The sequence below is a fragment of the Mesorhizobium sp. WSM4871 genome (assembly GCF_055811295.1).
This window is the reverse complement of sequence record NZ_JBVVPU010000016.1, coordinates 13710-35948: the sequence shown is the minus strand read 5'-3', so window position 1 is coordinate 35948 and position 22239 is coordinate 13710. Positions and strand designations below refer to the sequence as shown.

Here is a 22239-nt window from a genome sequence, read left to right as displayed (position 1 = left end):
GCTGGAATCAGCGGCTTGCACGATTTCCCGCCGGCCGCGGGCCGAACGGTCTAGTCAGAAAAGAAAATCCGGGCGGGAGCGCGTTGCGTACGGCCAGAGGATGTCATGGCCCGCGCCATCGCCGAAACAGGGTCCGTTGGGGTAGAATTGACGCTGTCTCTTGCCGGCGGTCGCTGCTCCCGCCCGTAACTGGAGGGGCGGAACTCGAATGCGCTCATTGTTCCGGCTGGGCGCGCGCTTTGATATGGTGCGATCGCACCATAGTCTTGTCCGCCAGGCATCACCCGAATCTCGGCGGATTTCGTGACAATCTTCGCGACCTTGCACATGGCCGAACCGAAGGTTCTCTATCCCGCGTTGCGCTGGACCACGCCGCCGGCGTCGAGCCAACGCTCGACCTTTTCGAGCAAGGCCCTCGGGCTTATGGGCTTGGACAGATAATCGTCCATGCCGGCCTCCAGGCATCGCTCGCGATCGTCCTTCAGCGCGTGCGCGGTGACACCGACGATCGGGACATGCCTGCCGCTCTCTTCCTCCAGCCGGCGAATCGCGGCAGTCGCTTCGAGGCCGTTCATCTCAGGCATGGAGACATCCATCAGGATCATGCGTGGATCGAGCCTGTCGGCGGCGTCAAGCGCCTTGCGGCCATTGTCGACGATCTCGAAGCGGTAGCCGGTTTCTCCGAGAATCTGGGTGAAGACCAGCTGGTTCACCTCATTGTCCTCGGCAACCAGGATGTCCAGCCGATGCCCGGCCTCCACGGACGCGCGGAGGCGAACCGGCGGCGGCTCGAGCAGCGCTTGTTCGGACGCGCTCGACGCCGCGGCGGGCGATTGCGTCGGCGATGGCTGCGACATGTCGTTTCCCGAACCGGCCTGCTGCGCGCCGGCGCCGGTCATGATGTGGCGGCGGCGTTGAATGGTGGCGACCAGCGTTTCCAGCAGCACCGAGCTGCGCGCGGGCTTGACGAGTTGGGCGTCGATGCCGACATCATGAAAGCTGGTGTTGGCCAGCGACTGGTCGACGGATGTCAGCATGACGATCGGCGTCTCGGCGAGGCCGGCGGTATTGCGCATGATCCGGGCCACTTCGGCGCCATTCATCTCCGGCATCTGATAGTCGAGCACGACGCAGTCGACCGGCACGCCATAGGCGGCGGCAGTGACGAGCACGTCAAGTCCCAGGTCGCCGCTTTCCGCCGCACACGAATCGAAACCCCATGAAATCATCTGTTCTGTCAGGATCGACCGGTTGACGGCATTGTCGTCGATGATCAGCACCCGCGCGCCGGTCACATCCACCGGCATAATACGCTGCCTGGCCTGGTTCTCGGCGACCGGCAATGTCACCTTGAACCAGAAGGTGGAGCCCTTGCCCTCGGTGCTATCGACGCCGATTTCGCCTCCCATGAGGTCGACGAGCCGCGAAGTGATGGCGAGTCCGAGCCCGGTGCCTTCATGCCGTCTTGTCGACGAGGTATCGACCTGGCTGAATTTCTCGAAGACGACCTTCAGCTTTTCCGTCGGAATGCCAATGCCCGTATCGGTCACCGAGATGGTGAGCCTGGTTCCCGCTGTCGCCCTTTCGCCGGTGACATCGACCAGCACATGGCCTTCGTCGGTGAACTTCACCGCATTGCCGACCAGGTTGGTGACGATCTGCCTGATGCGGCCGGCATCGCCGACGTACAGGCTCTCAAGGCCGGGCTCGACGCGCACGATGAGCTCGAGATCCTTCTCCTTGGCGCGTGCAGACACAAGCGTGGCAACGTCCTCGATCGCCTCGCGAAGGTTGAAGGGCGCCGGGTCGAGCACGAGCTGGCCGGCATCGATCTTGGAGAAATCCAGGATGTCGTTGATGATGGTGAGCAGCGCGTTCCCCGATTTCACGATGATGTCGGTGAAGACCCTCTGCTTCGGGTCGAGATTGGATTTGGCCAGCAATTCGGCCATGCCGAGCACACCATTCATCGGCGTGCGGATCTCGTGGCTCATATTGGCCAGGAATTCCGACTTGGCGCGGTCGGCGAGCACCGCCCGTTGCCTTGCCTCTCGCAGTTCGGCCTCGCGCTGCTTCTGCTCGGTGATGTCGATGGTCGAGCCAATCAGGTAGAGCGAGCCGTCCGACGCGATCAGCGCGCCCTTGCGCGCCAACCGCTGGCGGAGCTGGCCGTCGGCCATGGTGACGGTCTCCTCGATCTCCTGGGTCTCGCCGCTGCGCAGCACCGCGAGATCGACTTTTGCGAAGGCTTCGCCGTCCGCCCCGAAAATCTCGACGTCGGTCTTGCCGATCGCCTCTTCCATCCCGAAGCCGGTGAGATCGCACCAGCGCTTGTTGACGTAGAACAGCCTGAGGTCGGAGCGCTTGGCGTAGATCGACACCGGCACATCGTCGATGAGGCTGCGGAACACCTCATTCTCGCGCATGCTTTGTTCCAGCGCTCGTTCCCGCGCCTTGACGTCGGTGATATCGGTGCTGGAGCCGACCACATGCACTGACCCGTCCAATGCCACCAGACGGTTCTTGCGCGTCATCATCTGCCTTACCGACCCGTCGCGATGGGCGACAGGCTCTTCGATCTCCTTGAAACTGCCGGTGACGGCCACCTCGGTATCGTCGCGATTGTAGTTTTCGGCATCCGCGGCTCCGAAAAGCTGGGAGTCGGTTCGACCGATGACATCCTCCTTGGGAATGCCGGTCATGGCGCACCACGCCTTGTTGACGAACTCGATCCTCAGATCCTCGGCCTTGATGAACGCAGCGACCGGCAGTTCGTCCAGCACGTGCCGGAACAGCTCGATCTGGCGCATGCTGTCATGCAGCGCCTTTTCGCGGTTCTTGATCTCGGAGATGTCGACGCGCAGGCCGATAAACGTGCCGTCATCGGTCCGCATGTCGAGGACCTGAAACCAGCGGCCGTCGGGATTGAGGCGTTCAAAGGACGCGCTGGGCAGATGGTAACGTGCCAGCATTCCATCGAGCCAGCTGTCCGGATCGCTGTCATAGAGCTTGTCGAGGTCGGGATCGCCGCTGAGGCGGAAATAGCCCGTCGAATGACCGAGCGCCAGCGCCTCGCGGAAGGTGCAGCCGGGCTGCCAGGCGGGCTTCAGCAGAGGCAGCGTGTCCCGCAGCGCGCGGTTGGCAAAGACGAACTTGTCGTCTCGGTCATAGATGATGACGGCGGCCGGCAGCGAATCCAGCACCGTTGCGAGTTGCCTGCGCGCGTCTTCGGCCTCGGTCTCGCGCCGCTTCATGTCGGAAATGTCGAAGATGAAGCCTGCAACATAGTTGCGGCCGCTCGTCATCGAGACGCGGTTCTTCCTGACGATGCGGGATCTGCGCATGCCGGAAGAGGCGAAGTCTTCCGTCACCTCGTAGATCTGGCCGCTCGCCAGGACCTGTTTTTCGCTTTCTTCAAAGCCAGCGGCGGCATCCGGCTTGGCGAAGTCGGCCCCTCGCCTGCCGAGCATGGCTGGCGGGCGCTGTCCGTACAGCGCGGCGAACGCCTCGTTGACGAAGACGAAGCGCAGATTGTCGTCCTTGACGAAGATCGGGTCCTTGACGTTGTTGATCACCGCCTCGGCCAGCCGGGACTTTTCCAGCGCCTCGGCAAGTTCGGCCTCGCGGTGCTTGATGTCGGTGACGTCGACATAGGAAATCAGCCGCCTGCCGTCGGCAAGCGACGCTATCGAAGAGACCAGCGTCCGGCCGTCATTGCGCGGCAATTGCCGCGATCCCGCCATGCCCGCCCTGATTTCCGTCTCGCGCCCGGCGATGTGCTTCTGCCAGGCCTCTTCATCGGAACCATTGGGATCGACATTCCGGCTGGCCTCCATGACATCGCGAAACGAACTCCCGACACCGGCGCGCCGGGGATCGACCTTCCAGAGTTCGTAAAAAGCCCGGTTGATCATTTCCACGCGCAGTTCAGCATCGAGGAGGACAATGCCGATCGGCATCGAATCGACCATGATGCGAAGGGTGGCAAAGGGTTCGGCCACCACCTCGCTTTCGGACGTTCCGGAGCCCCCCGGATGAGCTTGCCTGGGGGCGAGCGTATAGGGTCCGTCATCCATGAGCACGGTGGCTACCGTGCGCGCCACGTCGGACAGGATCTGTCCGGTCTCGCCGTCCGTCGACGCAGTGCTTTGCTCTCGCGTCCGCCTCAGCTCCTCAAACGCGGCGGCGAGCGCCGTGGCATTGCGGCCTATGCCGCGATAGCCGGTAAATTTCTTCTCGCTGTCGAAACGTGGAAAGGCGCTGATGCAAACCCAACGGCAATCCGCACGGCCACGCTTCAGCTCAAAGACGAAATCACGAAACGGCCGATGTGCCCGCAAATCCTCCAGGTGGTTCGCTGCATTTCGGTTGCCGACCAGGACCTGTTCGAGGAAGTTGAAGCAGAAGCGGCCGAGAACGCTCGCCGGATCGATGCCGGTGGCCGTCTGAAAGCTTTCTGAAAGCCAGGAAAAGCGCAGCTCGGCGTCAGTCTCCCAGATCCAGTCGGCCTCGACCAGTTCGCGAAGCGCTTTCGCCGAATCCCTATTCTTGTCCGACGAAGGCGCACTGTTGCCACGCGTCGCCGTCTTGCGAGGCTTGCGTTTGCCGCGTACTGGTCCCTCCACTTGCGCCATGCTGTTCCAACCCGAAGATCGAGGCCGAACCTTCCCCCACGGCCCGTCGGCGGAATGTGCCTGAGAAGCATTAACGTTGCGCTAACCTTAAAGGATCGCCGGCCAGCATTAGCCTGCGCTGATCTGCCTGTTGTCGCCACCGCCGAAGCCGCGCTATAAATCCTGCAAGGATGTTACTGATGTTGGGACGGATCTTGCCACTCTTCCTGTGCCCGATGCTGTTGTTCGGGGGCGGTTGCGCGCGCAGTTACGACGGCACCGTGGTCATTCCCAGGCCACTCGATGTCCGGCGCGTTTGGGACAGACCCCCGCCGCATGTGCAAGCCGATCCGTTGCCACTGGAAAGCGACGTCTTTCCAGTGGCGCCGCAAATGCCAAGACAGTCGCTGGCCCGCCGCAGCACCCCCGCAACGCCCGCGAGGCGCGTGACGAGAGCGCCCGGCAATCCGTCCATCCTGTCGACCGGGCCGGCAGAGCCGCTCGCCTGCAGGAATGTCAGCGAGCCGGGCAAGCGCGTGCGTATGGTCTGCGAATAACGCCATATCTGCCGCGCGTTCAACCGCGACGCCGGTACGGCGGCGCTACAACGACGCAGCGCCCTTCCTGGGTTCCTTAGCCCCGAGCTTGTCCAGTGCAATACGGACTTGGCGCAGTTCGTCCTGCCAGCCATCGTCGTCGCCCATCGGGCTTTCCGAAGCCGCGCGCTGCAAGCCCCGCGCTTCGGATTCGATCTCTCTAAGTTTGGCGATTTTCTCTTCGGTGGTCAGCGCTTCGTCTTCGACGATCTCCTGTACCTTCATTTCCCTGAATGTGACCATAGCCACTGCTCCCCGATTTGCTTGGGAGGTAACGCGGCGGCCGGCCAATGCGTTCCAGGCAGCAACCGGGTCAACAGCCGGGTGCAGCCGAAAAGGCGACCGACCGGATACTGGGGTTCTGCCAGTCTTGGCCGTCAATTCTAGGCCCTCAATTCAGCGAAAAGATCAATCTTCGGGAAAGAAAGCCGGCCCGACCACCCTTACCGGTCGTGTGCCGTCCACTTTTTCGATCGACTGATGCTGGGCGGCGCCCTTGGCCTCCGAGACCTTGTCATCGGGGGCACTGGATGCGGGAATCTGCGCAACAGTGCCAAGATCCGGCTTTGCCGTCGGCAGGGGAATGATGGCGTTGGCCATGTTGGCGGGCGTTACCGTCCGTGCCCTGAGTTCGGCGACCCGCTGGTTGTAACGCTTGACGTCACACGCCTTGAAATTCGCATCGTCGCGATATTTGAAAGCGGCCGGAAGCTCCACATAGGGTTGTTTCGTTTCCAGCGCGACCATCTCTTCGGTCTCGCGGCTGGCATCGCTCAGCGTGTAGAGGTCGACGCCGACATCGTCGCAAATGTAACGGCACTGATCGACTGTCTCTTTCAGATCGTCCTTTTTGGCGAATTGTGATTTTGGCGCGGGGAAGAAATATCCGTCCGAAAGGCGCACGCAGAACAGCATCGGGCTGCCGGCGTACGTCATGCCGTCGGATCCGGTTTTGGGTGCCGAGCGTTGCTGCGGCTGCGCTTTCTGCCGTTCCTGGGTCTTTGGTGAGGACGCGCAGCCCAAGGCAACGAACCGCGCCCTCAGGCCGGATGTATCCCTGCCCGCATTCGACGCGCTCGCGATCTGGCGCTGCACCTGCGCCTTGCTCCGGACGAGATCGGCGCAGGGGTTGAAGAAGAACCCGACCATCGAGCTTTTCGCCGAACATCGGCGCTGCTTCTCCAGCCTTTGGATTGCGACAAGCTGCCGCCGCAACTGGGCGACCTGCGGGCTCGACCCGGCGCCGCGGCCGGCCGAGACCATTTGGCTCCTGAGCGCGCTGCAAGTATCCGCATATGAAGAGGAGACGCCGAGCGCAGATGTCGTTGCCAACACCAGCACCAGCGTAGCGTTAGACCAGAAGCGTGTCATTGGAGTGACCCTTGCCTTGTTGCCGCCGAGAGTCCGGATTCGCTTTTCTTGCTGATCTCGAATGAGATTTAACTAAATAAGATCTTCCTAATTCATGTACATTCGCGATTTCAAGAGATTCCAACTCTAATCTATTACAGCTTCTCTCGTAAAATCGATATTACACTTTTGTTTCAAGATTGAGACGAAAGCAGCGGCAGCAACCCCGGTGCGGCGAAACCGGAATTTGGCTCGACCTCGATCACGGCAGCAAGAAAATTACTAGACTTTCGAAAACACCCTAGGGAAATCAGTCCGAACTCATCGGAATATGGATCTCAGAAGCTGACGTCTGCATCGATATTTCTGATAAAGTCCGATTATATGAAAGTTAATCGTAATATCTGTGATGAAAGCGATGTATTTTTACTTGTTGGCAGGGAGATGCATCGCACTGCATATCAATTTTTCATTTCCAATTCCCGCATGCTGGCGCTACAACGGAACCGCACGCCAAATTCATGACGTCGACGCCGGCGCGGCCGTTAAACCCGGCCGGCAGCTTCCCTGGTCAATCCGGCGTTACCGGCGGTTGCGCTGAAACCTTTGCCCTGACTCCGACGTTGATGCGGCAAAGGAGACGCAAGATGTCGATCCATTTCACTGTCTCGGACCTTACCAAGAATCTGTTCCACTCGCTGGGGCTGGACCATGAGCGCGCACCGCGGCCTCTCAACCCTGAGGAAGGTCTGCTGCTCGAATGCTATCTGGCCGGCCAGATTCCGGAATCGGCCTGGAGCGATTATGTCTTCGAGACGCCGGAACTGGCGCGGCATGTCGAGGCGAGACGCAGTCACCATTGAGACGTGTTGAACGGGTTCGCGCATCTGCCCAATTGCAGGTGAAGACATTGCCGGCGATGAAACAAAGCTGAAAACAAAAAGGCCGGCGCTTGGCCGACCTTTTTTCCTCCTCGACATCCGCGCCGGTACATCCGCGGTCGCAGGCATGAGGTGAACTGCTCACCAGTAGACAGCAGTATTGGTAAACGAAACCTTAACCTATGCCGCGCACTTGCCATCAGCCGAATGAACGACGCCGACCTGCTGGCGGTGCGATGCCAGGCGGAGGGTTCGACTGGATGCTCTGCAACAGAAAAGGTGTCAGCGGCTTGCTAAGAAACCAAGCCCCTGATCTCAAGCCGTCCAGCTATGCAACTCAGGCCGTGGCCTGCGACTTCACATAGGCGATATAGCCGCGCACGTCGCCAGCCGGTTCCGCATAGGCCTTGCCAAGCTTCTTCTCCATCGCCGCCATATACTCCTTCGCCCATGCGGGCAACGCGTAGTCGATGACGGCCAGGAATTCGAGCGTCGCCGCGAGCCGAATGTCGGCGATCGACGGCTTCTTGCCGCCGATGAACGGCTTGCCGTTCCTGAAGAAGGAGTGAAAGACCTCCAGCGGCTCGGCAATCGCGGCCGCGGCGGCTTTCTGCGCCTCCGACTTCCTGTCGGGATGGGCGTCGCTGTGCCCGACCTCGCCGGCATATTGCGGGAAGTTCAGCGCGGGATAGGTGGCGCGCGCCACATAGGGATAGAGCGTGCCGATGAGATAAAACATGGCGCTGTCGATCATCGCCCGCTTGGCCGGCGCCTTGGGATAGAATTTCTCCAGCCCGTGCTTGTTGGCGAGATACTGCATGATGGCGCAGCTCTCCCACAGGACGCCCCTCGGCAGGCCTTTGTCCTCGATCATCGGCGTCAGATGCGCCGGGTTTTGCCCCATATATTCGGGCGAGCGCGTAATGCCCCATACGTCGGTCTCGAAATGGTCGAGCCCGGCCGCGCGCGCGAACACCCGCACGCTCATATTGTTGACGCTCGGCTTCAGCATGCTGAGCTTCAGCCCGCCTTTCCCGGCCTTCGCCGGTTTGGCCTTCGGCGCCGACTTCTTGGCCGATGCCTTGGCTGCAGGTTTTGCGGCGGCTTTCATTGCCGGCTTGGCTTTTGCCATCTTGGCCGCAGGCTTTGTCGCGGCCTTGGCCGCTGATTTCGTGGCCGCCTTGGCAGCCGGCTTCTTCGCACTCTTTGTTGTGGTCTTTGCCATTGTGGTCCTCCCTCGGTTGGTTGTCGTCAGTATGGATTTTTCGGCGCCCGGTCCTCCGACAAGGTCGCGCGCGAGCGCTCGACCAGTGCCTGGATAGCGTCGGCGAGATGCACTTCGGCGATGTTGTAATCGCCGCGCGCGACACGCACCTTGTGCGCCTCCATCAGCACGTCGGCATGAGTAAAACCCGCCGGCGGCTCGAAGCGGTAGGAGGCGAGCTCGATCAGCAGGCCGAGCGGATCCTCGAAATAGATCGAATCCATGAAGCCACGATCCTTGACGCCGCTATGCTTGATGGCGCGCTCGTCGAGCCGGGCGACCGCCTGCAGGAAGGTGACGCGCGACACGGCGAAGGCGATGTGATGAACGCAGCCCGTGTCGGTCGGCGTGCGCCGCGCCACTGGCGCACGGCTCTCGTCGGTGAAGATGGTGATCAGCCTTCCGTCGCCAGGATCGAAATAGAGATGGCTCTCGCTGGCCCTGTCGAGATTGGGCTGCTCGAAGACAAAAGGCATGCCGAGCACGCCCTCCCAGAAATCGATCGACGTCTGACGCCTGGCGCCGACCAGCGTGATGTGATGGACGCCCTGCGATTGCAGTTTTTGCATTTGGCCCTCTCCTCCGAGGATTTTCGCCTTTGTGCCGGGCGTGTCCGAATCCGCCGCGCCGATTGGCATGTTGGATATGCGCAGCCAGAGATGTTCCCCTGCGCCTCGTGTTCCGCACACCTTTCTTGGGTTGCGACCGGAGGCTTTGATCATGTGATGCTAATTCAATCCGCAGTCTTGCGCCAGAAGCGATGAAGTCGGCCGCGATCGCTTTGAGGGACGAAACCCTTGCCAGAATCGAGAAATATGGGCCGTCGCTCTCTAGCGAACACAAGAAATGTATCAGTCTATGTTGCCGCTGGTGTGACGGACTACCGCCAGTGTAACGTATAGCCTTCAATTGTTGTTTGGGAGGTGGGCATGGCAAACTCAGCATCGAAGTCACGATCGAAATCTCAAACGAAGCCTGCAAGTACCGCAAATAGACAGACAGGTTCCCTCTTTCCAAAACCCAATGCGGCTGTCGCGCTGGTCTACGATGTTTATGATAGTCGGGGGCGCCTCGTTACGCGACCAAAAGTCTATCGCACTCCTCTGGAGAGGCGGCGGCGCGCGGCTCCCGAGAAGTCGGCAAAGGCCGGTGAAATCAGAGTCACTTCCGACGGCGATTCGTGGGTTAACATCTTGTGGCCGTTGTCGGCTATTGCCGGTTACAGCCAGACATTTTTCGATATTATCGAAGCTGATCCCCGCTACTACGCAACCGGCACGGCCTATCCCGGTGATACGTTCCAACAGATTCGCGTCGAGAAAGACTACCGGCAGAATGTAGCTTCGGAGTCGTTCGACTATTTCATCATGTCGGCAGGCGGAAACGATTTTCTTGGGGGCGGCGCGCTGCGGAACCTGCTCCGGTGGCGCGAGGAAGGAGACGGAATCGATCCGACAAGCCATCTCAACATGCCGTGGCTGCAAATGAGCCTCGAAACGTTGCGCTCCGGCTATCAAGAAATCGCCGATGACGTCCGTTCCATCTCCGGCGCAAAACGGACCAAGATGCTCGTCAACACATACGACTATCCCACACCTCGCCCCGACGGCATTTGGCTTGGGAAACCGTTGATCCAAAAGGGTTACAATCTCAGGACCGACAAGATACTCATTGATAAGATTATGAAACACCTGGTCGATGCGTTCCATCTCACGCTGCAGCGAGTCAGGCACATAACTGTGGTTGATGTCCGCGGTACGGTAAAAGGACGCTGGACGGACGAACTCCACCCCAAGAAAGCAGGGTCAATCGACGTTGCCAAGAAATTCAAGGCCGTCATGGAGGCCTAGCGTGGCTGTAGGGTGACCAGTGATCGACGGCCTGCACTCAGTCGATGCGGTTGTGGACGAGTTGTTGACAAGCGAAGGCGGCGCGGCGTGGCGCGAGAAGCGTACCGCCCCATCGCCCTGTCACTTTAGTGCGCTCCTGTCAGGACTTAAGGAGCGGCGGTAACGTTGGTTCGCGCGAATCAGGAGTCGCCGCGCGACGTCAAACGAATTCGCTTCGTGGGAATGCTCTCCTGTGGATTATACTCGAAAGCTGTGAACAGTGGGCACGAAGGTTTGTTTCGTCCACAATTCCAAAAAAGGTGTCGTCAGCGAGTCGTTAGGGAGAGTATTTGGGAGTCATCTTCAACAAAGGATTCGCTCCAGATGACTTCCCTCCAGATTGCCTACATGATGATCGCCCTGTCGTATCTTCTCGCGGTAGTGGCGCTCGGAACGATGCATTAGCCGAGGTCAGGGAGCATTACTCGACCTCCTCGCTTGAAATCCTTGATGACATGACGATACGGCAGACCCGCAACGTCTAGATCGTCGGCGGTGAGCGCAATCAGTTTCAGACAGTGTTTCTTCCTGTGAATCATGATCGAAGGAATTGCCTGCCATCCCGTTCGTTGGAAATTGCCCGCGAGAGAACGCCGCACAGCGTTGGTCAAAATATCGATTGCTTCAAGCCCATACTCCGGCTCTGAGGAGTATCGGAAATTCTGGGTCATTACCGGCTTTAGATCAAACGACTGCGCAGAGTCACTGGGCGTCATGAACTGCTTTTTATATTGGCTGACTTCAACTTTGAATTTGTTCAGCGCGCTGTAGTCACCACCTTTGACCGCCATTATCGGGGATCTCATGGAGTGTGATTCAAGCATTGGAAGGATAGTTGTCCGCCACCATTGCTCCCACTTGGTTTCGCCCAAGGGTTCTTTAGCATCGAGTGTCCAATGGTACGCTCCAAGCTCTTTGGGATATCGAAAGGCGAAATACGTCTGGCAATGATTCAGGACATCGTAGACGAGCTCAGACATTGCGACAGATTGCACGTAAAGCTGGACCGACGTGCCCTCCAGCGTGCGACGGAGGTTCCACACAAACTTGGTAATCTCCTCGTTATGGTCTGGTGTCAGGAATTTGGTGATCGCATCCTCTTGGCGAGCCTTGTGGTAAGCGAGCGCCTCATCTGTATGCAAACCCAAATCTACTACAATGGACTCGAACAGCGCACCCGATCTGCGCAGTAGGCCGACGACCGCCGCTACTTGTTCCTCGCTTAGCTTTTTACCTTTGACCTCACCCTTCTCGGTGGGGAAGTCGCGCCGAATGCGATCATACAGCTTGGTGAAGTAAGGCATCTTCCGGTCGGGAATAATGAGTGCACCGACCGCCGACACGCTGGTTGGCAGCTTTGTCGGATTGGAGAATGTGCCAGACTCATCGATAAAGATATGCATCGCTCATATAACAGCAGACTAGGTATTTTCTTCGATTAGTTCCTCTGCCCTAGCAGCTGGATTCTTTCCAAAAGCAGTGGACCAGTAACCACCGCCTTGCGGTGCAAAAATGGCTTCTGCAAAATCGCTCAACAGCTCCTGCAGTATCGGTGATCCGGGCTGGATCGGAACTCCTCTCCTTTGAAGCTCGTCAATGGTCTGCTTCAAATGCGTGGCGTGTTCCGATGTCACCTTCTTAGACAGATTTCGTTGCTTCACCAGCACCGTGACGCCTCCCAGCAAACCGATTGAGACGCGGAAATGTTCGTCATCCAGTAGAACGCGATCAAGCATCTGCTTCCCCCTTTCTGCGTTGCAACCCTGCGCCGCCCACATACTTGGGGCGGCGCGCATGGCTCTGCGGATTCTCAGTGAAGGTATGCGAGAAGGAACTCCCGAAGCGTCTCCGGACCAGAGGGGATCACGTAAGACACCTCTCCTTCAATCTCACCGGGGATTTCGTAGTCGGCGTACTCGTTCAACTCGTCTGAAAATTGGTACATGGCGTGGACGTCTTCCCAAAGCATGGAATAGATTTCTTCTTTGATCGACTGCCCCTGCATTTCGGTATTCAAATCAGTCGCCATAGGACTCTCCTTTTGCTGGCGACCGCAGCACTGGCGCTGCCCGGTTCTTAGTGGGGATCAATGTACGGACCCCGGAGTGTGTCTCATTGCCGCGCTCTTGGGACTGAAAATATCGAGGTGAATTGAAACGTCAAATTTGGCGCAGCGTAGAATCACTGTCCACCCACGTGTATTTCCCAAAAGTTCCACAAATTTGACGTGTCGGCCGGCAGCCTTGTGTAAGTTATTGAAATTGCTGGAGTCGATTCCGGGAATTTGGTACGCCCAAGGGGAATCGAACCCCTGTTCCCGCCGTGAGAGGGCGGTGTCCTGACCGCTAGACGATGGGCGCGTTCAAGAACCGGCGATATAGGCTGACGGCTGGGAAAAAGCAACTGGGCTTGCGACACTCGGGCCGGCGAGCCTATCGTTTTGGCTGGATCAGGTCCCACAGATTGCCGTGGAGATCGGCGAAAACCGCCACTGTGCCATAGGGCTCGACGCGCGGCGCCTCGCGGAATTCGACGCCCTTTTCCAGCATCGTCGCGTGGTCGCGAGCAAAATCGTCGGTCTCGAGGAACAGGGAGACACGGCCGCCGGTCTGGTTGCCGATGCGGCTCGCCTGCGTCTCGTCCGCCGCCTCGGCCAACAGCAGCCGCGCGCCCTGGCCGTTCGCCGGCGCGACCGTGACCCAGCGCTTGCCGCCGCCGAGATCGACGTCATCGGTGAGGGCAAAGCCAAGCTTGCCAACGTACCAGGATATCGCCTCGTCATAGTCTCGAACCACGAGCGCGACTGTCGCGACGCGGCGACGTTCAGCAAAGCCTGTCATTGTTGCGCGCCCAACTTCATTGCGGCGAAGTCATCTGTTGCGGATTGCGAAGCGCCCGATGATGCGGCGCTCAGCAATGTCGTAGACAAAGATTGCGCGGCTGCCATCGGCAAGCTCTGCATCGATGGAGACGCGATTGCCGGAGAGCGACTGGCTGACGATCTTGGCGCCGACCGGCAGCACGATGTCGCCGGTCAGCGGCTCGCCTGCCGGCACCTGGATGTCGCCCGCCGGCAGCGGGCTGGCGGGCGGTGCATTGCGCGCTTTGTAGACAAGCGCTGCGATCACCACCATAAGGGCGAGAAAGAGCAGGCCGAGATTGATGGCCATGAAGCGCACGAGTTTCCTCCGCACGCTTTCGACTTCGGGGTCGAGCGGCTTTTCTTCTTCTTCCTCGGCGAGCGGCCTGGCCATGCAAGAATTCCGGAACAATTTTCGATGAGCGCTCATAACGAACAGGTTCCAGAATTGATAGAGGACCAATTCACGGGCGGATCGACGCTGCTGGAGGCCGGCCCCGACGCGGCCGGCCAGCGCCTCGACCAGTGGCTGGCGGGCAAGCTCGGTCCGGACATGTCGCGCAGCCGCGTGCAGATGCTGATAAGGCAAGGCGCGGTCAGCATCGGCGGCAAGCCGGTCGACGAGGCCAAGCGCAAGCTGGCCGCCGGCGACCGCGTTTTGGTCGACATGCCGGAGCCGGAGCCGGCCGAGCCGCAAGGCGAGGCGATCGCACTGGACGTCCTTTATGAAGACAGCGAACTGATCGTCATCAACAAGCCGGCGGGGCTGGTCGTGCATCCGGGCGCCGGCAACTGGACCGGCACGCTGGTCAACGCGCTGATCCACCATTGCGGCGACAGTCTTTCCGGCATCGGCGGCGTGCGTCGACCGGGCATCGTCCATCGCCTCGACAAGGAAACCAGCGGCGTCATGGTGGTGGCCAAGACCGATCGCGCCCACAAGGCCCTGTCGGAGGCGTTTGCCGACCACGGCCTGACCGGCGATCTCAAACGCGCCTATCTGGCGCTGGTCTGGGGCATACCGCCAAGGCCGACCGGAACGATCGACGCACCACTTGGCCGCGCCGCCGACCGCGTGCGCCGCGCCGTGGTGCCGCAAGGCCGTGACGACGCCCGCCACGCCATCACCCATTTCACCGTGGTCGAGCGCTTTGGCGAACAGCAGCGGGAATTTGCCACGGCAAGCCTGGTCGAATGCCGGCTGGAGACCGGCCGCACCCACCAGATCCGCGTCCACATGGCCCATATCGGCCATCCCGTCGTCGGCGATCCCGATTACGGCCAGGCCTTCCGCACCAAGGCAAACCGGCTGCCCGAGCCGCTCAAGGGGCGGGTGAAGGCATTTTCACGACAGGCTTTGCATGCCCGCCTTCTTGAATTCCGCCACCCGACCACCCATTTAACGATGAGGTTCGAGGCGCCGATGCCGCGGGACATGGAGGAACTCGTCGGCGGCTTCCGCAAGCTCTGGACCTGACCTCAACAAGCCTCAAGCTAGAAACCTGACTGGCGTTGTTCACTTTGGCGTGACACACTGTTTCGTGTTGAACAAATGCTGTCTTTTCTGGTTTTGTTCCTATATATACCGGTTGTCGCGAGCGAGCCTTTTGGTGCTCGCGTCACATGCCCGCCGCGTTTCGGGGGCATCACTCCAATAGAGAGGGGGCGCTATCATGGCCCAGTCACTACCCAGTATCGTTTCCGGCGAAGGCGGCCTCAGCCGCTACCTGGAAGAAATCCGCCGCTTTCCGATGCTTCAGCCGCAGGAAGAGTACATGCTCGCCAAGCGTTATGCCGAGCATGAGGACACCACGGCTGCGCACAAGCTCGTCACCAGCCACCTTCGGCTCGTCGCCAAGATCGCCATGGGCTATCGCGGCTACGGCCTGCCGATCGGCGAGGTGATCTCGGAAGGCAATGTCGGCCTGATGCAGGCCGTCAAGAAATTCGAACCCGAGCGTGGCTTCCGCCTCGCCACCTACGCCATGTGGTGGATCAAGGCCTCGATCCAGGAATACATCCTGCGCTCGTGGAGCCTGGTCAAGATGGGAACGACCGCCAACCAGAAGCGTCTGTTCTTCAACCTGCGCAAGGTGAAGGGCAAGATCCAGGCGCTCGACGACGGCGATTTGAAGCCCGACCAGATCACCGAGATCGCCACAAGGCTGAACGTCTCGGAAGCCGAAGTCGTGTCGATGAACCGCCGCCTGTCCGGCGACGCCTCGCTCAACGCCCCGATCCGGGCGAGCGAAGGTGAATCGGGCGAATGGCAGGACTGGCTGGTCGACGACCACGAAAGCCAGGAAGAGATGCTGATCGAGCAGGACGAGCTGGAAAACCGGCGCGGCATGCTGTCCGGCGCTCTTGCCGTGCTCAACGATCGTGAGCGGCGCATCTTCGAGGCGCGTCGCCTCGCCGAGGAGCCGCTGACGCTTGAGGAACTGTCGGCCGAGTTCGACATCAGCCGCGAGCGCGTGCGCCAGATCGAGGTGCGCGCCTTCGAGAAGGTGCAGGACGCGGTCAAGGCTGCGGCCAAGCGCCAGATGCAGGCCCTGCGCACCATCGAGGCGCAGCCGGCGGCTTAAGCCGGCATCGGCAATGAAACAGAAAGGCGGCGTCAGGAAACTGGCGCCGCTTTTTTTGTCACCTCAGCCCGTCCAGCGGAAACTTCAGATACCGCCGGCCATTGGCTTCCGGTTCCGGTAACCGGCCGCCGTTCATGTTGACCTGCAATGCGTGCAGGATCAGCCGGGGCATCGGCAGTGTCTTGTCGCGCGCCTCACGCAAGGCGACGAAATCGGCTTCCGTCCGACAGGCAGCAATATGGATGTTGGCGGCTTTCTGTTCCGCGACCGTGCTTTCCCATCGTGCTTCGCGGCCATCGGCCTGGTAGTCATGGCCGACGAACAGGCGCGTATCGTCCGGCAGCGCCAGAATATCCTGGATCGAGCGCCACAGCCGCGCGGCGCTGCCGCCGGGAAAGTCGGCTCTCGCCGAGCCGCTGTCCGGCATGAACAGCGTGTCGTGGATAAAGGCGGCATCGCCGATCACATAGGTGATCGAGGCCAGTGTGTGGCCAGGCGAGAACAGCACCCTGACGGGAAGGGTTCCGATCCGGAAGGTCTCACCATCGGCAAACAGCCTGTCCCATTGCGAACCGTCGGCGGGAAAATCCGGCCAGTTGTAGATCGCCTTCCACAATGCCTGGACGTCGACGATCCTGTCGCCGATCGCCGTTGGCGCTCCGGTCTTCTGTTTGAGATAGTGCGCCGCCGAGAAATGGTCGGCATGCGGATGGGTGTCGAGGATCCATTCGACGCCCAGCCCCTGCTCCCTGACGAAGTCGAGCAAGGCGTCGGCGCTCTTCGTGCCGGTTGCCCCGGACTTCTCGTCGAAATCGAGGATCGGGTCGATGATGGCGCATCGCTTCGTCGTCGGGTCGGCGACGACATATTGGATGGCTCCCGTCGGCTCGTCATAGAAGCCGCTGACCTGTGGCCTGGCCAAAGCTACGTCCAATTTCGGCTTCCTCAAACCAACGCCCGGCAGGAATGATTTTCTCTGCCGGCACCCGAGAGGAGCATGGTTCTCCACTCGGGTGGGCCAGTCAAGCACAACTTGGCTCGCAAGAGCGAGAAAGCCAAAAACTGTTCCGAAGCGCCTTATCAGCTTGAAGGCTGCTTGGTCTTCCTGAGATAGGGCAGGATCGTCTCGTAAGCGCCGAAACGTTTGATGGCGTCCTCATTCGAAACGGCGGCGGTGATGATGACATCCTCGCCCTGCTTCCAGTTCGCCGGTGTCGCCACCTGGTGCTTGGCGGTCAATTGCATGGAATCGATGGCGCGCAATATTTCATCGAAGTTGCGGCCGGTCGTCATCGGATAGGTGAGGACCAGCTTGATCTTCTTGTCGGGACCGATGACGTAGACCGAACGCACCGTCGCGTTGTCGGCGGGCGTGCGGCCTTCCGAGGTCTCGCCGGCACCCGCCGGCAGCATGTCGTAGAGCTTGGCGACCTTGAGATCCTTGTCGCCGATCAGCGGATACTGCACCAAATGGCCGGTCGCCGTCTTGATGTCTTCCTGCCATTTGGCGTGGTTCGCGACCGGATCGACGGAAATGCCGATGATCTTGACGTTGCGTTTCTTGAACTCGCCTTCCAGCCCGGCCATCATGCCAAGCTCCGTGGTGCAGACCGGTGTAAAGTTCTTCGGATGGCTGAAAAGCACCGCCCAGCCGTCGCCGATCCATTCATGGAAGCTGACCGGCCCGTGCGTGGTCTCGGCGGTGAAATCCGGTGCGATGTCGTTGATACGAAGACTCATGGCGTTTCCCTACCCCTAAATTGCTGCTGGCCCCGATCACGGGCGCCGCTCCGCCTTTCTACCACTCTGGCGCCATCCTTCAAACGCCAGTTGCCGCCGGCATCGCTGTCGGTGGCGAATAATTTTCGTCCGTTCTCGGCAAATGCAGAAGGAATTCCTGCCGCGAAGTTTAAAGTGCCGGGGCGATGTACCTTGGAAGGAGACAGGCCGCTCTATTGAGAATGCCCGGGCTCAGGCCTCTTCGTCGCCAGCGTCGTCGCCAGATCCTCCATGCGCTGGGCCAGCGCGCCAAGCGCGCCGGTCAGCACGCTGTCGTTCTTGTCGGCCTTGGTCAGCGCGTCGTCGCGCGTCTTGCGCAGCGTCAGCACTTCAGTCTCCATGCCCTTGACGCGCTTTTGCAGTTCGGAAAGCTCGTCCATGACCATGATGCCGGCCATCACGGTCAGCCGCTGGTCGCCGATTTCGCCGAACGAATCCTTCAGATGCGAGACATAGCGGTCGAAGCGCTCGGCGAGGTCGATCAGGTGCTCTTCCTGACCCTCGTCGCAGGCCATGCGATATTGTTTGCCGTCTATGGAAACCGTGACTTGTGCCATTGGGCCAGCCCCTATCTGTCCAGCACGGCGCGGATGGTTTCCATGGCGGTCACCAGCCGGCGCGAGACTTCCTTGTTGGCATCCTCCAGCCGTTCGGCGCGCGCTTCGGAATTGTCGAGTTCCTGCGCCAGCCGCGAGCGGTCAGCGTTCATGCGCTGCACCTCGGCCTCGGCCTCCGAATAGTCCCGCTCGTTCTCGAGCTTGGCCGCCACGGCGTTTTCCAGCCCTTCGATGGCTCTACCCAGCCTGGCGATAACTTCCTTAAGCGTCGTTTCCCCGGTCATGGCTTTCGTCCTGCGCCCTGCCCATCACCGAATCATTCACGTTCAGAACGCGTTATGTCGGAAACATTACCCACCGTGTGAAGGCGACGTCAATAAAGCTCTCGCGACTGTCCCCCGCTAACGCTAATGTAGCGGGGTTACGGCATCACAAGGCCGGCAAAAACGCACCGATTTGTTGACTCAAGGGCCGCGCCTGCTATGTGTCGCGCACCCTTTTCCAAGGGCTTTTCCAACGCCCTAACCCCCACCCCGGAGGAACCATGACGTCGCGTGAACAACATGACCGGATGGCCAATGCGATCCGTTTTCTCTCCATGGACGCCGTCGAGAAGGCGAACTCCGGCCACCCCGGCCTGCCCATGGGCTGCGCCGACATCGCCACGGTGCTGTTCACGCGCTTCCTGAAATATGATCCGAAGAACCCCCATTGGCCCGACCGCGACCGTTTCATCCTGTCGGCCGGCCATGGTTCGATGCTGCTCTATTCGCTGCTTCATTTGACCGGCTACGAGGACATGACCCTCGACCAGATCAAGCACTTCCGCCAGTTGGGATCGAAGACCGCGGGCCATCCCGAATACGGCCATGCCACGGGCATCGAGACGACGACCGGGCCGCTCGGCCAGGGCCTTGCCAATTCGGTCGGCTTCGCGCTCGGCGAGCGCATCATGAACGCCGCCTTCGGCAACGACCTCGTCGACCACTTCACCTATGTGCTGGCTGGCGACGGCTGCCTGATGGAAGGTGTTTCCCAGGAAGCCATCGCGCTTGCCGGGCACCTCAAGCTCAACAAGCTGATCGTCTTCTGGGACAACAACAACATCTCGATCGACGGTCCGGTATCGCTTGCCGACAACACCGACCAGGTCGCCCGCTTCCAGGCCTCCGGCTGGAACGCCAGCCACATTGACGGCCAGGACCCCGAAGCGATCGCCTATGCCATTGAGGCTGCCCGCCACTCCGACAAGCCGACGATGATCGCCTGCAAGACGACGATCGGCTTCGGCGCGCCGACCAAGGCCGGCACCAACAAGGCGCACGGCTCGCCGCTCGGCGCCGAGGAAATTGCCGGCGCGCGGAAGTTCTTCGGCTGGGACTATCCTCCCTTCGAGATTCCGGCCGACATCCTCGATGCCTGGCGCACCGCCGGCAAGGCTGGCGCCAAGCCCCGCACCGAATGGGAAGGCCGGCTCGCCAAGGCCGAGCCCGAGCTGAAGGCTGAGTTCGAGCGCCGCATCGCCGGCAAGCTGCCAGCCAATTTCGATGCCGTCATCGCCGACTACAAGAAGAAGCTGTCGGCCGACAAGCCGAAGGTCGCCACCCGCAAATCGTCGGAGATGGCGCTGGAAGTCATCAACGGCGCCGTGCCGGAAACCATCGGCGGCTCGGCCGACCTGACCGGTTCCAACAACACCAAGACCAGCCAGACCAAGAATATCACCCCGGACGACTACGGCCAGCGCTACGTCCATTACGGCATCCGCGAGCATGGCATGGCCGCCGCGATCAATGGTTTGACGCTGCATGGCGGCCTCATCGCCTATGGCGGCACCTTCATGTGCTTCTCCGACTATGCCCGCCCGTCGATGCGCCTAGCCTGCCTGATGGGCATCCGCTCGATTTTCGTCATGACCCATGATTCCATCGGTCTCGGCGAAGACGGCCCGACCCACCAGCCGGTCGAGCATCTGGCAGCACTGCGCGCCATTCCGAACCACAACGTCTTCCGCCCGGCCGACGCGGTCGAGACCGCCGAATGCTGGCAGCTGGCCCTGGAGACGGAAAAGACGCCGTCGACGTTGGCGCTGACCCGCCAGAACCTGCCGACGGTGCGCACCGAATTCTCGCCCAAGAACCTCAGCAGTCAAGGAGCCTATGAACTGGCCGCTGCCAGCGGCGAGGCGGCGGTGACGATCTTCGCCACCGGTTCCGAGGTCGAGATCGCGCTTGGCGCCCGCGAATTGCTGGAGAAGCACGGTAACCCGACCCGCGTCGTCTCGGTTCCCTGCTTCGAACTGTTCGACAAGCAGAGCGACGACTACCGCAGGAAGACCATCGGCGATGCGCCGGTAAAGATGGCGATCGAAGCCGGCATCCGCCAGGGCTGGGATCATCTCATCGGCGTCGACGGCATCTTCATCGGCATGTCCGGCTTCGGCGCTTCGGGCTCGATCGAACAGCTCTATCCGCATTTCGGCATCACCGCCGAAGCCGCGGCAAAGGCGGCGGAAACCCGTCTGCACGGGAAGTAAGGTTGAGGAGAAGCCCACCGCTCCGCGTGCAGCGGTTTGGCGGGCTGGCCCAACCTAATCGATTTAAATCCAAGCCGTGTATGGCTGGATTCTTTGCCCGTCCGCCGCTATGAAGCTGCGGACTAATCGTCTGCCTTTCAGCTCTCAGGGAGAGAAAAATGACCGTCAGAGTTGCCATCAACGGATTCGGCCGCATCGGCCGCAACATCCTGCGCGCCATCCATGAATCCGGCCGCAAGGACATCGACGTCGTCGCCGTCAACGACCTCGGCCCGGTCGAGACCAATGCGCATCTGTTGCGCTACGACAGCGTCCATGGCCGCTTCCCGCATGAAGTGACGGTCTCCGGCGACAAGATCACCGTCGGCAAGGAGACGTTCAAGGTCACCGCGATCAAGGATCCGACGCAGCTGCCGTGGAAGCAACTCGGCATCGACATCGCGCTCGAATGCACCGGCATCTTCACCGCGCGCGACAAGGCCGCCGCGCACCTGACCGCCGGCGCCAAGCGCGTCATCGTCTCGGCGCCGGCCGAAGGCGCCGACCTCACCGTCGTCTATGGCATCAACCACGACAAGCTCACCAAGGACCACATCGTCATCTCCAACGCGTCCTGCACCACCAACTGCCTGGCGCCGCTGGCAGCCGTGCTGCACGAAGCCGTCGGCATCGAGAAGGGCATGATGACGACGATCCACTCCTACACCGGCGACCAGCCGACGCTGGACACCATGCACAAGGATCTCTACCGCGCCCGCGCCGCGGCGCTGTCGCAGATCCCGACCTCGACGGGTGCGGCCAAGGCGATCGGCCTCGTGCTGCCCGACCTCAAGGGCAAGCTCGACGGCATCTCGATCCGCGTGCCGACCCCCAACGTCTCGGTCGTCGACTTCAAGTTCATCGCCAAACGTTCGACCACCGTGCAGGAAATCAACGAGGCGGTGATCGCCGCATCCGACGGCAAGCTGAAGGGCATCCTCGGCGTCACCCATCATCCGAATGTCTCGATCGACTTCAACCACGATCCGCGCTCCTCGGTCATGGCGCTCGACCAGACCAAGGTCATGGACGGCAACTTCGTTTCGGTGCTGTCCTGGTACGACAATGAATGGGGCTTCTCCAACCGCATGGGCGACACATCGGTCGCCTTCGGCAAGACCATCGCCTGATCGCTTCTCCTCGCGACCTGAAACGCCCGGCTTCGTCCGGGCGTTTTTGTTGGAACAGGACTGTCCCACGCTTTGGCCGGCGCGATTGTGCTCCGAGCGCCAAAACCTGCGAAAATCAGCGGCATAGGCCAAAAAGCCGCCCTCCCGCCTTGCACTGGTC

The 22239-nt window shown here is 60.7% G+C and carries 22 protein-coding genes and 1 tRNA gene; 8 read left to right on the top strand and 15 right to left on the bottom strand.

The features are described 5' to 3' along the window. Window positions 1-347: 347 nt before the first annotated feature. Window positions 348-4634, bottom strand: coding sequence for a PAS domain-containing protein (locus AC0L2H_RS27700; protein ID WP_473593205.1), 4287 nt, complete (start codon window positions 4632-4634; stop codon window positions 348-350). Window positions 4635-4813: 179 nt separating this feature from the next. Between AC0L2H_RS27700 and AC0L2H_RS27695 the strand changes: the two genes are divergently transcribed. Beyond that, entirely contained in the window at window positions 4814-5170 is a 357-nt protein-coding gene (locus tag AC0L2H_RS27695; RefSeq protein WP_473593204.1) for a hypothetical protein, read from the top strand. 45 nt (window positions 5171-5215) lie between these two features. Here AC0L2H_RS27695 and AC0L2H_RS27690 read toward each other — a convergent pair whose 3' ends face one another. Both AC0L2H_RS27690 and AC0L2H_RS27685 read right to left on the bottom strand, forming a co-directional pair. Next, the gene (locus tag AC0L2H_RS27690) at window positions 5216-5452 is read right to left on the bottom strand and encodes a hypothetical protein (protein ID WP_473593203.1); all 237 of its coding nucleotides are present in this window, start codon (window positions 5450-5452) and stop codon (window positions 5216-5218) included. Window positions 5453-5617: 165 nt separating this feature from the next. Next, entirely contained in the window at window positions 5618-6145 is a 528-nt protein-coding gene (locus tag AC0L2H_RS27685; RefSeq protein WP_473593202.1) for a DUF2865 domain-containing protein, read from the bottom strand. Between AC0L2H_RS27685 and AC0L2H_RS27680 the strand changes: the two genes are divergently transcribed. Then, on the top strand, window positions 6144-6635 hold the full coding sequence (locus AC0L2H_RS27680) for a hypothetical protein (protein WP_473593201.1): 492 nt from the start codon (window positions 6144-6146) through the stop codon (window positions 6633-6635). The two genes, AC0L2H_RS27685 and AC0L2H_RS27680, sit on opposite strands and share 2 nt — an antisense overlap. A gap of 571 nt (window positions 6636-7206) precedes the next feature. Continuing rightward, on the top strand, window positions 7207-7422 hold the full coding sequence (locus AC0L2H_RS27675; RefSeq protein WP_107650603.1) for a hypothetical protein: 216 nt from the start codon (window positions 7207-7209) through the stop codon (window positions 7420-7422). Between the two features lie 355 nt (window positions 7423-7777). Here the strand turns inward: AC0L2H_RS27675 and AC0L2H_RS27670 are convergent, their stop codons facing one another. Next, a complete protein-coding gene (locus AC0L2H_RS27670; RefSeq protein WP_473593200.1) occupies window positions 7778-8665 on the bottom strand; it encodes a glutathione S-transferase family protein in 888 nt (295 codons plus the stop codon). 26 nt (window positions 8666-8691) lie between these two features. Then, window positions 8692-9273, bottom strand: coding sequence for a VOC family protein (locus AC0L2H_RS27665; RefSeq protein WP_473593199.1), 582 nt, complete (start codon window positions 9271-9273; stop codon window positions 8692-8694). 360 nt (window positions 9274-9633) lie between these two features. Between AC0L2H_RS27665 and AC0L2H_RS27660 the strand changes: the two genes are divergently transcribed. Further along, window positions 9634-10554 (top strand): hypothetical protein, encoded by a 921-nt coding sequence (locus AC0L2H_RS27660; RefSeq protein ID WP_473593198.1) that lies wholly within the window; start codon window positions 9634-9636, stop codon window positions 10552-10554. A 440-nt stretch (window positions 10555-10994) separates the two neighbouring features. Here AC0L2H_RS27660 and AC0L2H_RS27655 read toward each other — a convergent pair whose 3' ends face one another. From AC0L2H_RS27655 to AC0L2H_RS27630, 6 genes are all read right to left on the bottom strand, one after another. Beyond that, complete coding sequence (locus AC0L2H_RS27655; RefSeq protein ID WP_473593197.1) at window positions 10995-11996, bottom strand: hypothetical protein; 1002 nt, start codon at window positions 11994-11996, stop codon at window positions 10995-10997. A gap of 18 nt (window positions 11997-12014) precedes the next feature. Then, window positions 12015-12329: a hypothetical protein gene (locus tag AC0L2H_RS27650; protein ID WP_473593196.1), complete on the bottom strand. Its 315-nt coding sequence runs from the start codon at window positions 12327-12329 to the stop codon at window positions 12015-12017. A gap of 74 nt (window positions 12330-12403) precedes the next feature. Next, entirely contained in the window at window positions 12404-12622 is a 219-nt protein-coding gene (locus tag AC0L2H_RS27645) for a hypothetical protein (protein WP_473593195.1), read from the bottom strand. 256 nt (window positions 12623-12878) lie between these two features. Beyond that, a tRNA-Glu gene (locus AC0L2H_RS27640) sits at window positions 12879-12953 on the bottom strand. 72 nt (window positions 12954-13025) lie between these two features. Next, on the bottom strand, window positions 13026-13433 hold the full coding sequence (locus AC0L2H_RS27635; RefSeq protein ID WP_473593194.1) for a VOC family protein: 408 nt from the start codon (window positions 13431-13433) through the stop codon (window positions 13026-13028). A gap of 30 nt (window positions 13434-13463) precedes the next feature. Beyond that, window positions 13464-13847, bottom strand: coding sequence for a fimbrial protein (locus AC0L2H_RS27630; RefSeq protein ID WP_473593193.1), 384 nt, complete (start codon window positions 13845-13847; stop codon window positions 13464-13466). Window positions 13848-13871: 24 nt separating this feature from the next. On the opposite strand from AC0L2H_RS27630, the gene AC0L2H_RS27625 reads away from it, so the two are divergent. Then, entirely contained in the window at window positions 13872-14930 is a 1059-nt protein-coding gene (locus tag AC0L2H_RS27625) for an RluA family pseudouridine synthase (protein ID WP_473593192.1), read from the top strand. Window positions 14931-15126: 196 nt separating this feature from the next. Continuing rightward, the gene (gene rpoH / locus AC0L2H_RS27620; protein ID WP_473593191.1) at window positions 15127-16038 is read left to right on the top strand and encodes an RNA polymerase sigma factor RpoH; all 912 of its coding nucleotides are present in this window, start codon (window positions 15127-15129) and stop codon (window positions 16036-16038) included. 58 nt (window positions 16039-16096) lie between these two features. Here the strand turns inward: rpoH and AC0L2H_RS27615 are convergent, their stop codons facing one another. The 4 genes from AC0L2H_RS27615 to AC0L2H_RS27600 all read right to left on the bottom strand — a co-directional run bounded on the left by AC0L2H_RS27615 (window position 16097) and on the right by AC0L2H_RS27600 (window position 18658). Beyond that, a complete protein-coding gene (locus tag AC0L2H_RS27615) occupies window positions 16097-16972 on the bottom strand; it encodes an MBL fold metallo-hydrolase (protein ID WP_473593190.1) in 876 nt (291 codons plus the stop codon). Between the two features lie 146 nt (window positions 16973-17118). Then, window positions 17119-17778 carry a peroxiredoxin gene (locus AC0L2H_RS27610; RefSeq protein ID WP_473593189.1) on the bottom strand — a complete coding sequence of 220 codons (660 nt, stop codon included), beginning with the start codon at window positions 17776-17778 and terminating at the stop codon, window positions 17119-17121. A gap of 212 nt (window positions 17779-17990) precedes the next feature. Next, on the bottom strand, window positions 17991-18374 hold the full coding sequence (locus AC0L2H_RS27605) for a cell division protein ZapA (RefSeq protein ID WP_107650570.1): 384 nt from the start codon (window positions 18372-18374) through the stop codon (window positions 17991-17993). An 11-nt stretch (window positions 18375-18385) separates the two neighbouring features. Beyond that, window positions 18386-18658 carry a DUF4164 domain-containing protein gene (locus AC0L2H_RS27600; RefSeq protein ID WP_473593188.1) on the bottom strand — a complete coding sequence of 91 codons (273 nt, stop codon included), beginning with the start codon at window positions 18656-18658 and terminating at the stop codon, window positions 18386-18388. A 260-nt stretch (window positions 18659-18918) separates the two neighbouring features. On the opposite strand from AC0L2H_RS27600, the gene tkt reads away from it, so the two are divergent. Together tkt and gap are read left to right on the top strand one after the other, a co-directional pair. After that, window positions 18919-20910, top strand: coding sequence for a transketolase (gene tkt / locus AC0L2H_RS27595; protein WP_473593187.1), 1992 nt, complete (start codon window positions 18919-18921; stop codon window positions 20908-20910). 158 nt (window positions 20911-21068) lie between these two features. Then, window positions 21069-22079, top strand: a complete 1011-nt coding sequence (gap, locus tag AC0L2H_RS27590) for a type I glyceraldehyde-3-phosphate dehydrogenase (RefSeq protein ID WP_473593186.1) — start codon at window positions 21069-21071, stop codon at window positions 22077-22079. The last annotated feature ends 160 nt before the right edge of the window (window positions 22080-22239 follow it).

Bases quoted from the DNA above. Each gene is read 5' to 3' on its own strand.
- AC0L2H_RS27665 (WP_473593199.1), bottom strand. From the start codon at position 9,273: ATGCAAAAACTGCAATCGCAGGGCGTCCATCACATCACGCTGGTCGGC.
- AC0L2H_RS27680 (WP_473593201.1), top strand. From the start codon at position 6,144: ATGCCGTCGGATCCGGTTTTGGGTGCCGAGCGTTGCTGCGGCTGCGCT.
- AC0L2H_RS27690 (WP_473593203.1), bottom strand. From the start codon at position 5,452: ATGGTCACATTCAGGGAAATGAAGGTACAGGAGATCGTCGAAGACGAA.
- AC0L2H_RS27650 (WP_473593196.1), bottom strand. From the start codon at position 12,329: ATGCTTGATCGCGTTCTACTGGATGACGAACATTTCCGCGTCTCAATC.
- AC0L2H_RS27695 (WP_473593204.1), top strand. From the start codon at position 4,814: ATGTTGGGACGGATCTTGCCACTCTTCCTGTGCCCGATGCTGTTGTTC.
- AC0L2H_RS27635 (WP_473593194.1), bottom strand. From the start codon at position 13,433: ATGACAGGCTTTGCTGAACGTCGCCGCGTCGCGACAGTCGCGCTCGTG.
- AC0L2H_RS27630 (WP_473593193.1), bottom strand. From the start codon at position 13,847: ATGGCCAGGCCGCTCGCCGAGGAAGAAGAAGAAAAGCCGCTCGACCCC.
- AC0L2H_RS27625 (WP_473593192.1), top strand. From the start codon at position 13,872: ATGAGCGCTCATAACGAACAGGTTCCAGAATTGATAGAGGACCAATTC.
- AC0L2H_RS27660 (WP_473593198.1), top strand. From the start codon at position 9,634: ATGGCAAACTCAGCATCGAAGTCACGATCGAAATCTCAAACGAAGCCT.
- gap (WP_473593186.1), top strand. From the start codon at position 21,069: ATGACCGTCAGAGTTGCCATCAACGGATTCGGCCGCATCGGCCGCAAC.
- AC0L2H_RS27605 (WP_107650570.1), bottom strand. From the start codon at position 18,374: ATGGCACAAGTCACGGTTTCCATAGACGGCAAACAATATCGCATGGCC.
- AC0L2H_RS27670 (WP_473593200.1), bottom strand. From the start codon at position 8,665: ATGGCAAAGACCACAACAAAGAGTGCGAAGAAGCCGGCTGCCAAGGCG.
- AC0L2H_RS27700 (WP_473593205.1), bottom strand. From the start codon at position 4,634: ATGGCGCAAGTGGAGGGACCAGTACGCGGCAAACGCAAGCCTCGCAAG.
- AC0L2H_RS27685 (WP_473593202.1), bottom strand. From the start codon at position 6,145: ATGACGTACGCCGGCAGCCCGATGCTGTTCTGCGTGCGCCTTTCGGAC.
- AC0L2H_RS27675 (WP_107650603.1), top strand. From the start codon at position 7,207: ATGTCGATCCATTTCACTGTCTCGGACCTTACCAAGAATCTGTTCCAC.
- tkt (WP_473593187.1), top strand. From the start codon at position 18,919: ATGACGTCGCGTGAACAACATGACCGGATGGCCAATGCGATCCGTTTT.
- rpoH (WP_473593191.1), top strand. From the start codon at position 15,127: ATGGCCCAGTCACTACCCAGTATCGTTTCCGGCGAAGGCGGCCTCAGC.
- AC0L2H_RS27600 (WP_473593188.1), bottom strand. From the start codon at position 18,658: ATGACCGGGGAAACGACGCTTAAGGAAGTTATCGCCAGGCTGGGTAGA.
- AC0L2H_RS27645 (WP_473593195.1), bottom strand. From the start codon at position 12,622: ATGGCGACTGATTTGAATACCGAAATGCAGGGGCAGTCGATCAAAGAA.
- AC0L2H_RS27655 (WP_473593197.1), bottom strand. From the start codon at position 11,996: ATGCATATCTTTATCGATGAGTCTGGCACATTCTCCAATCCGACAAAG.
- AC0L2H_RS27610 (WP_473593189.1), bottom strand. From the start codon at position 17,778: ATGAGTCTTCGTATCAACGACATCGCACCGGATTTCACCGCCGAGACC.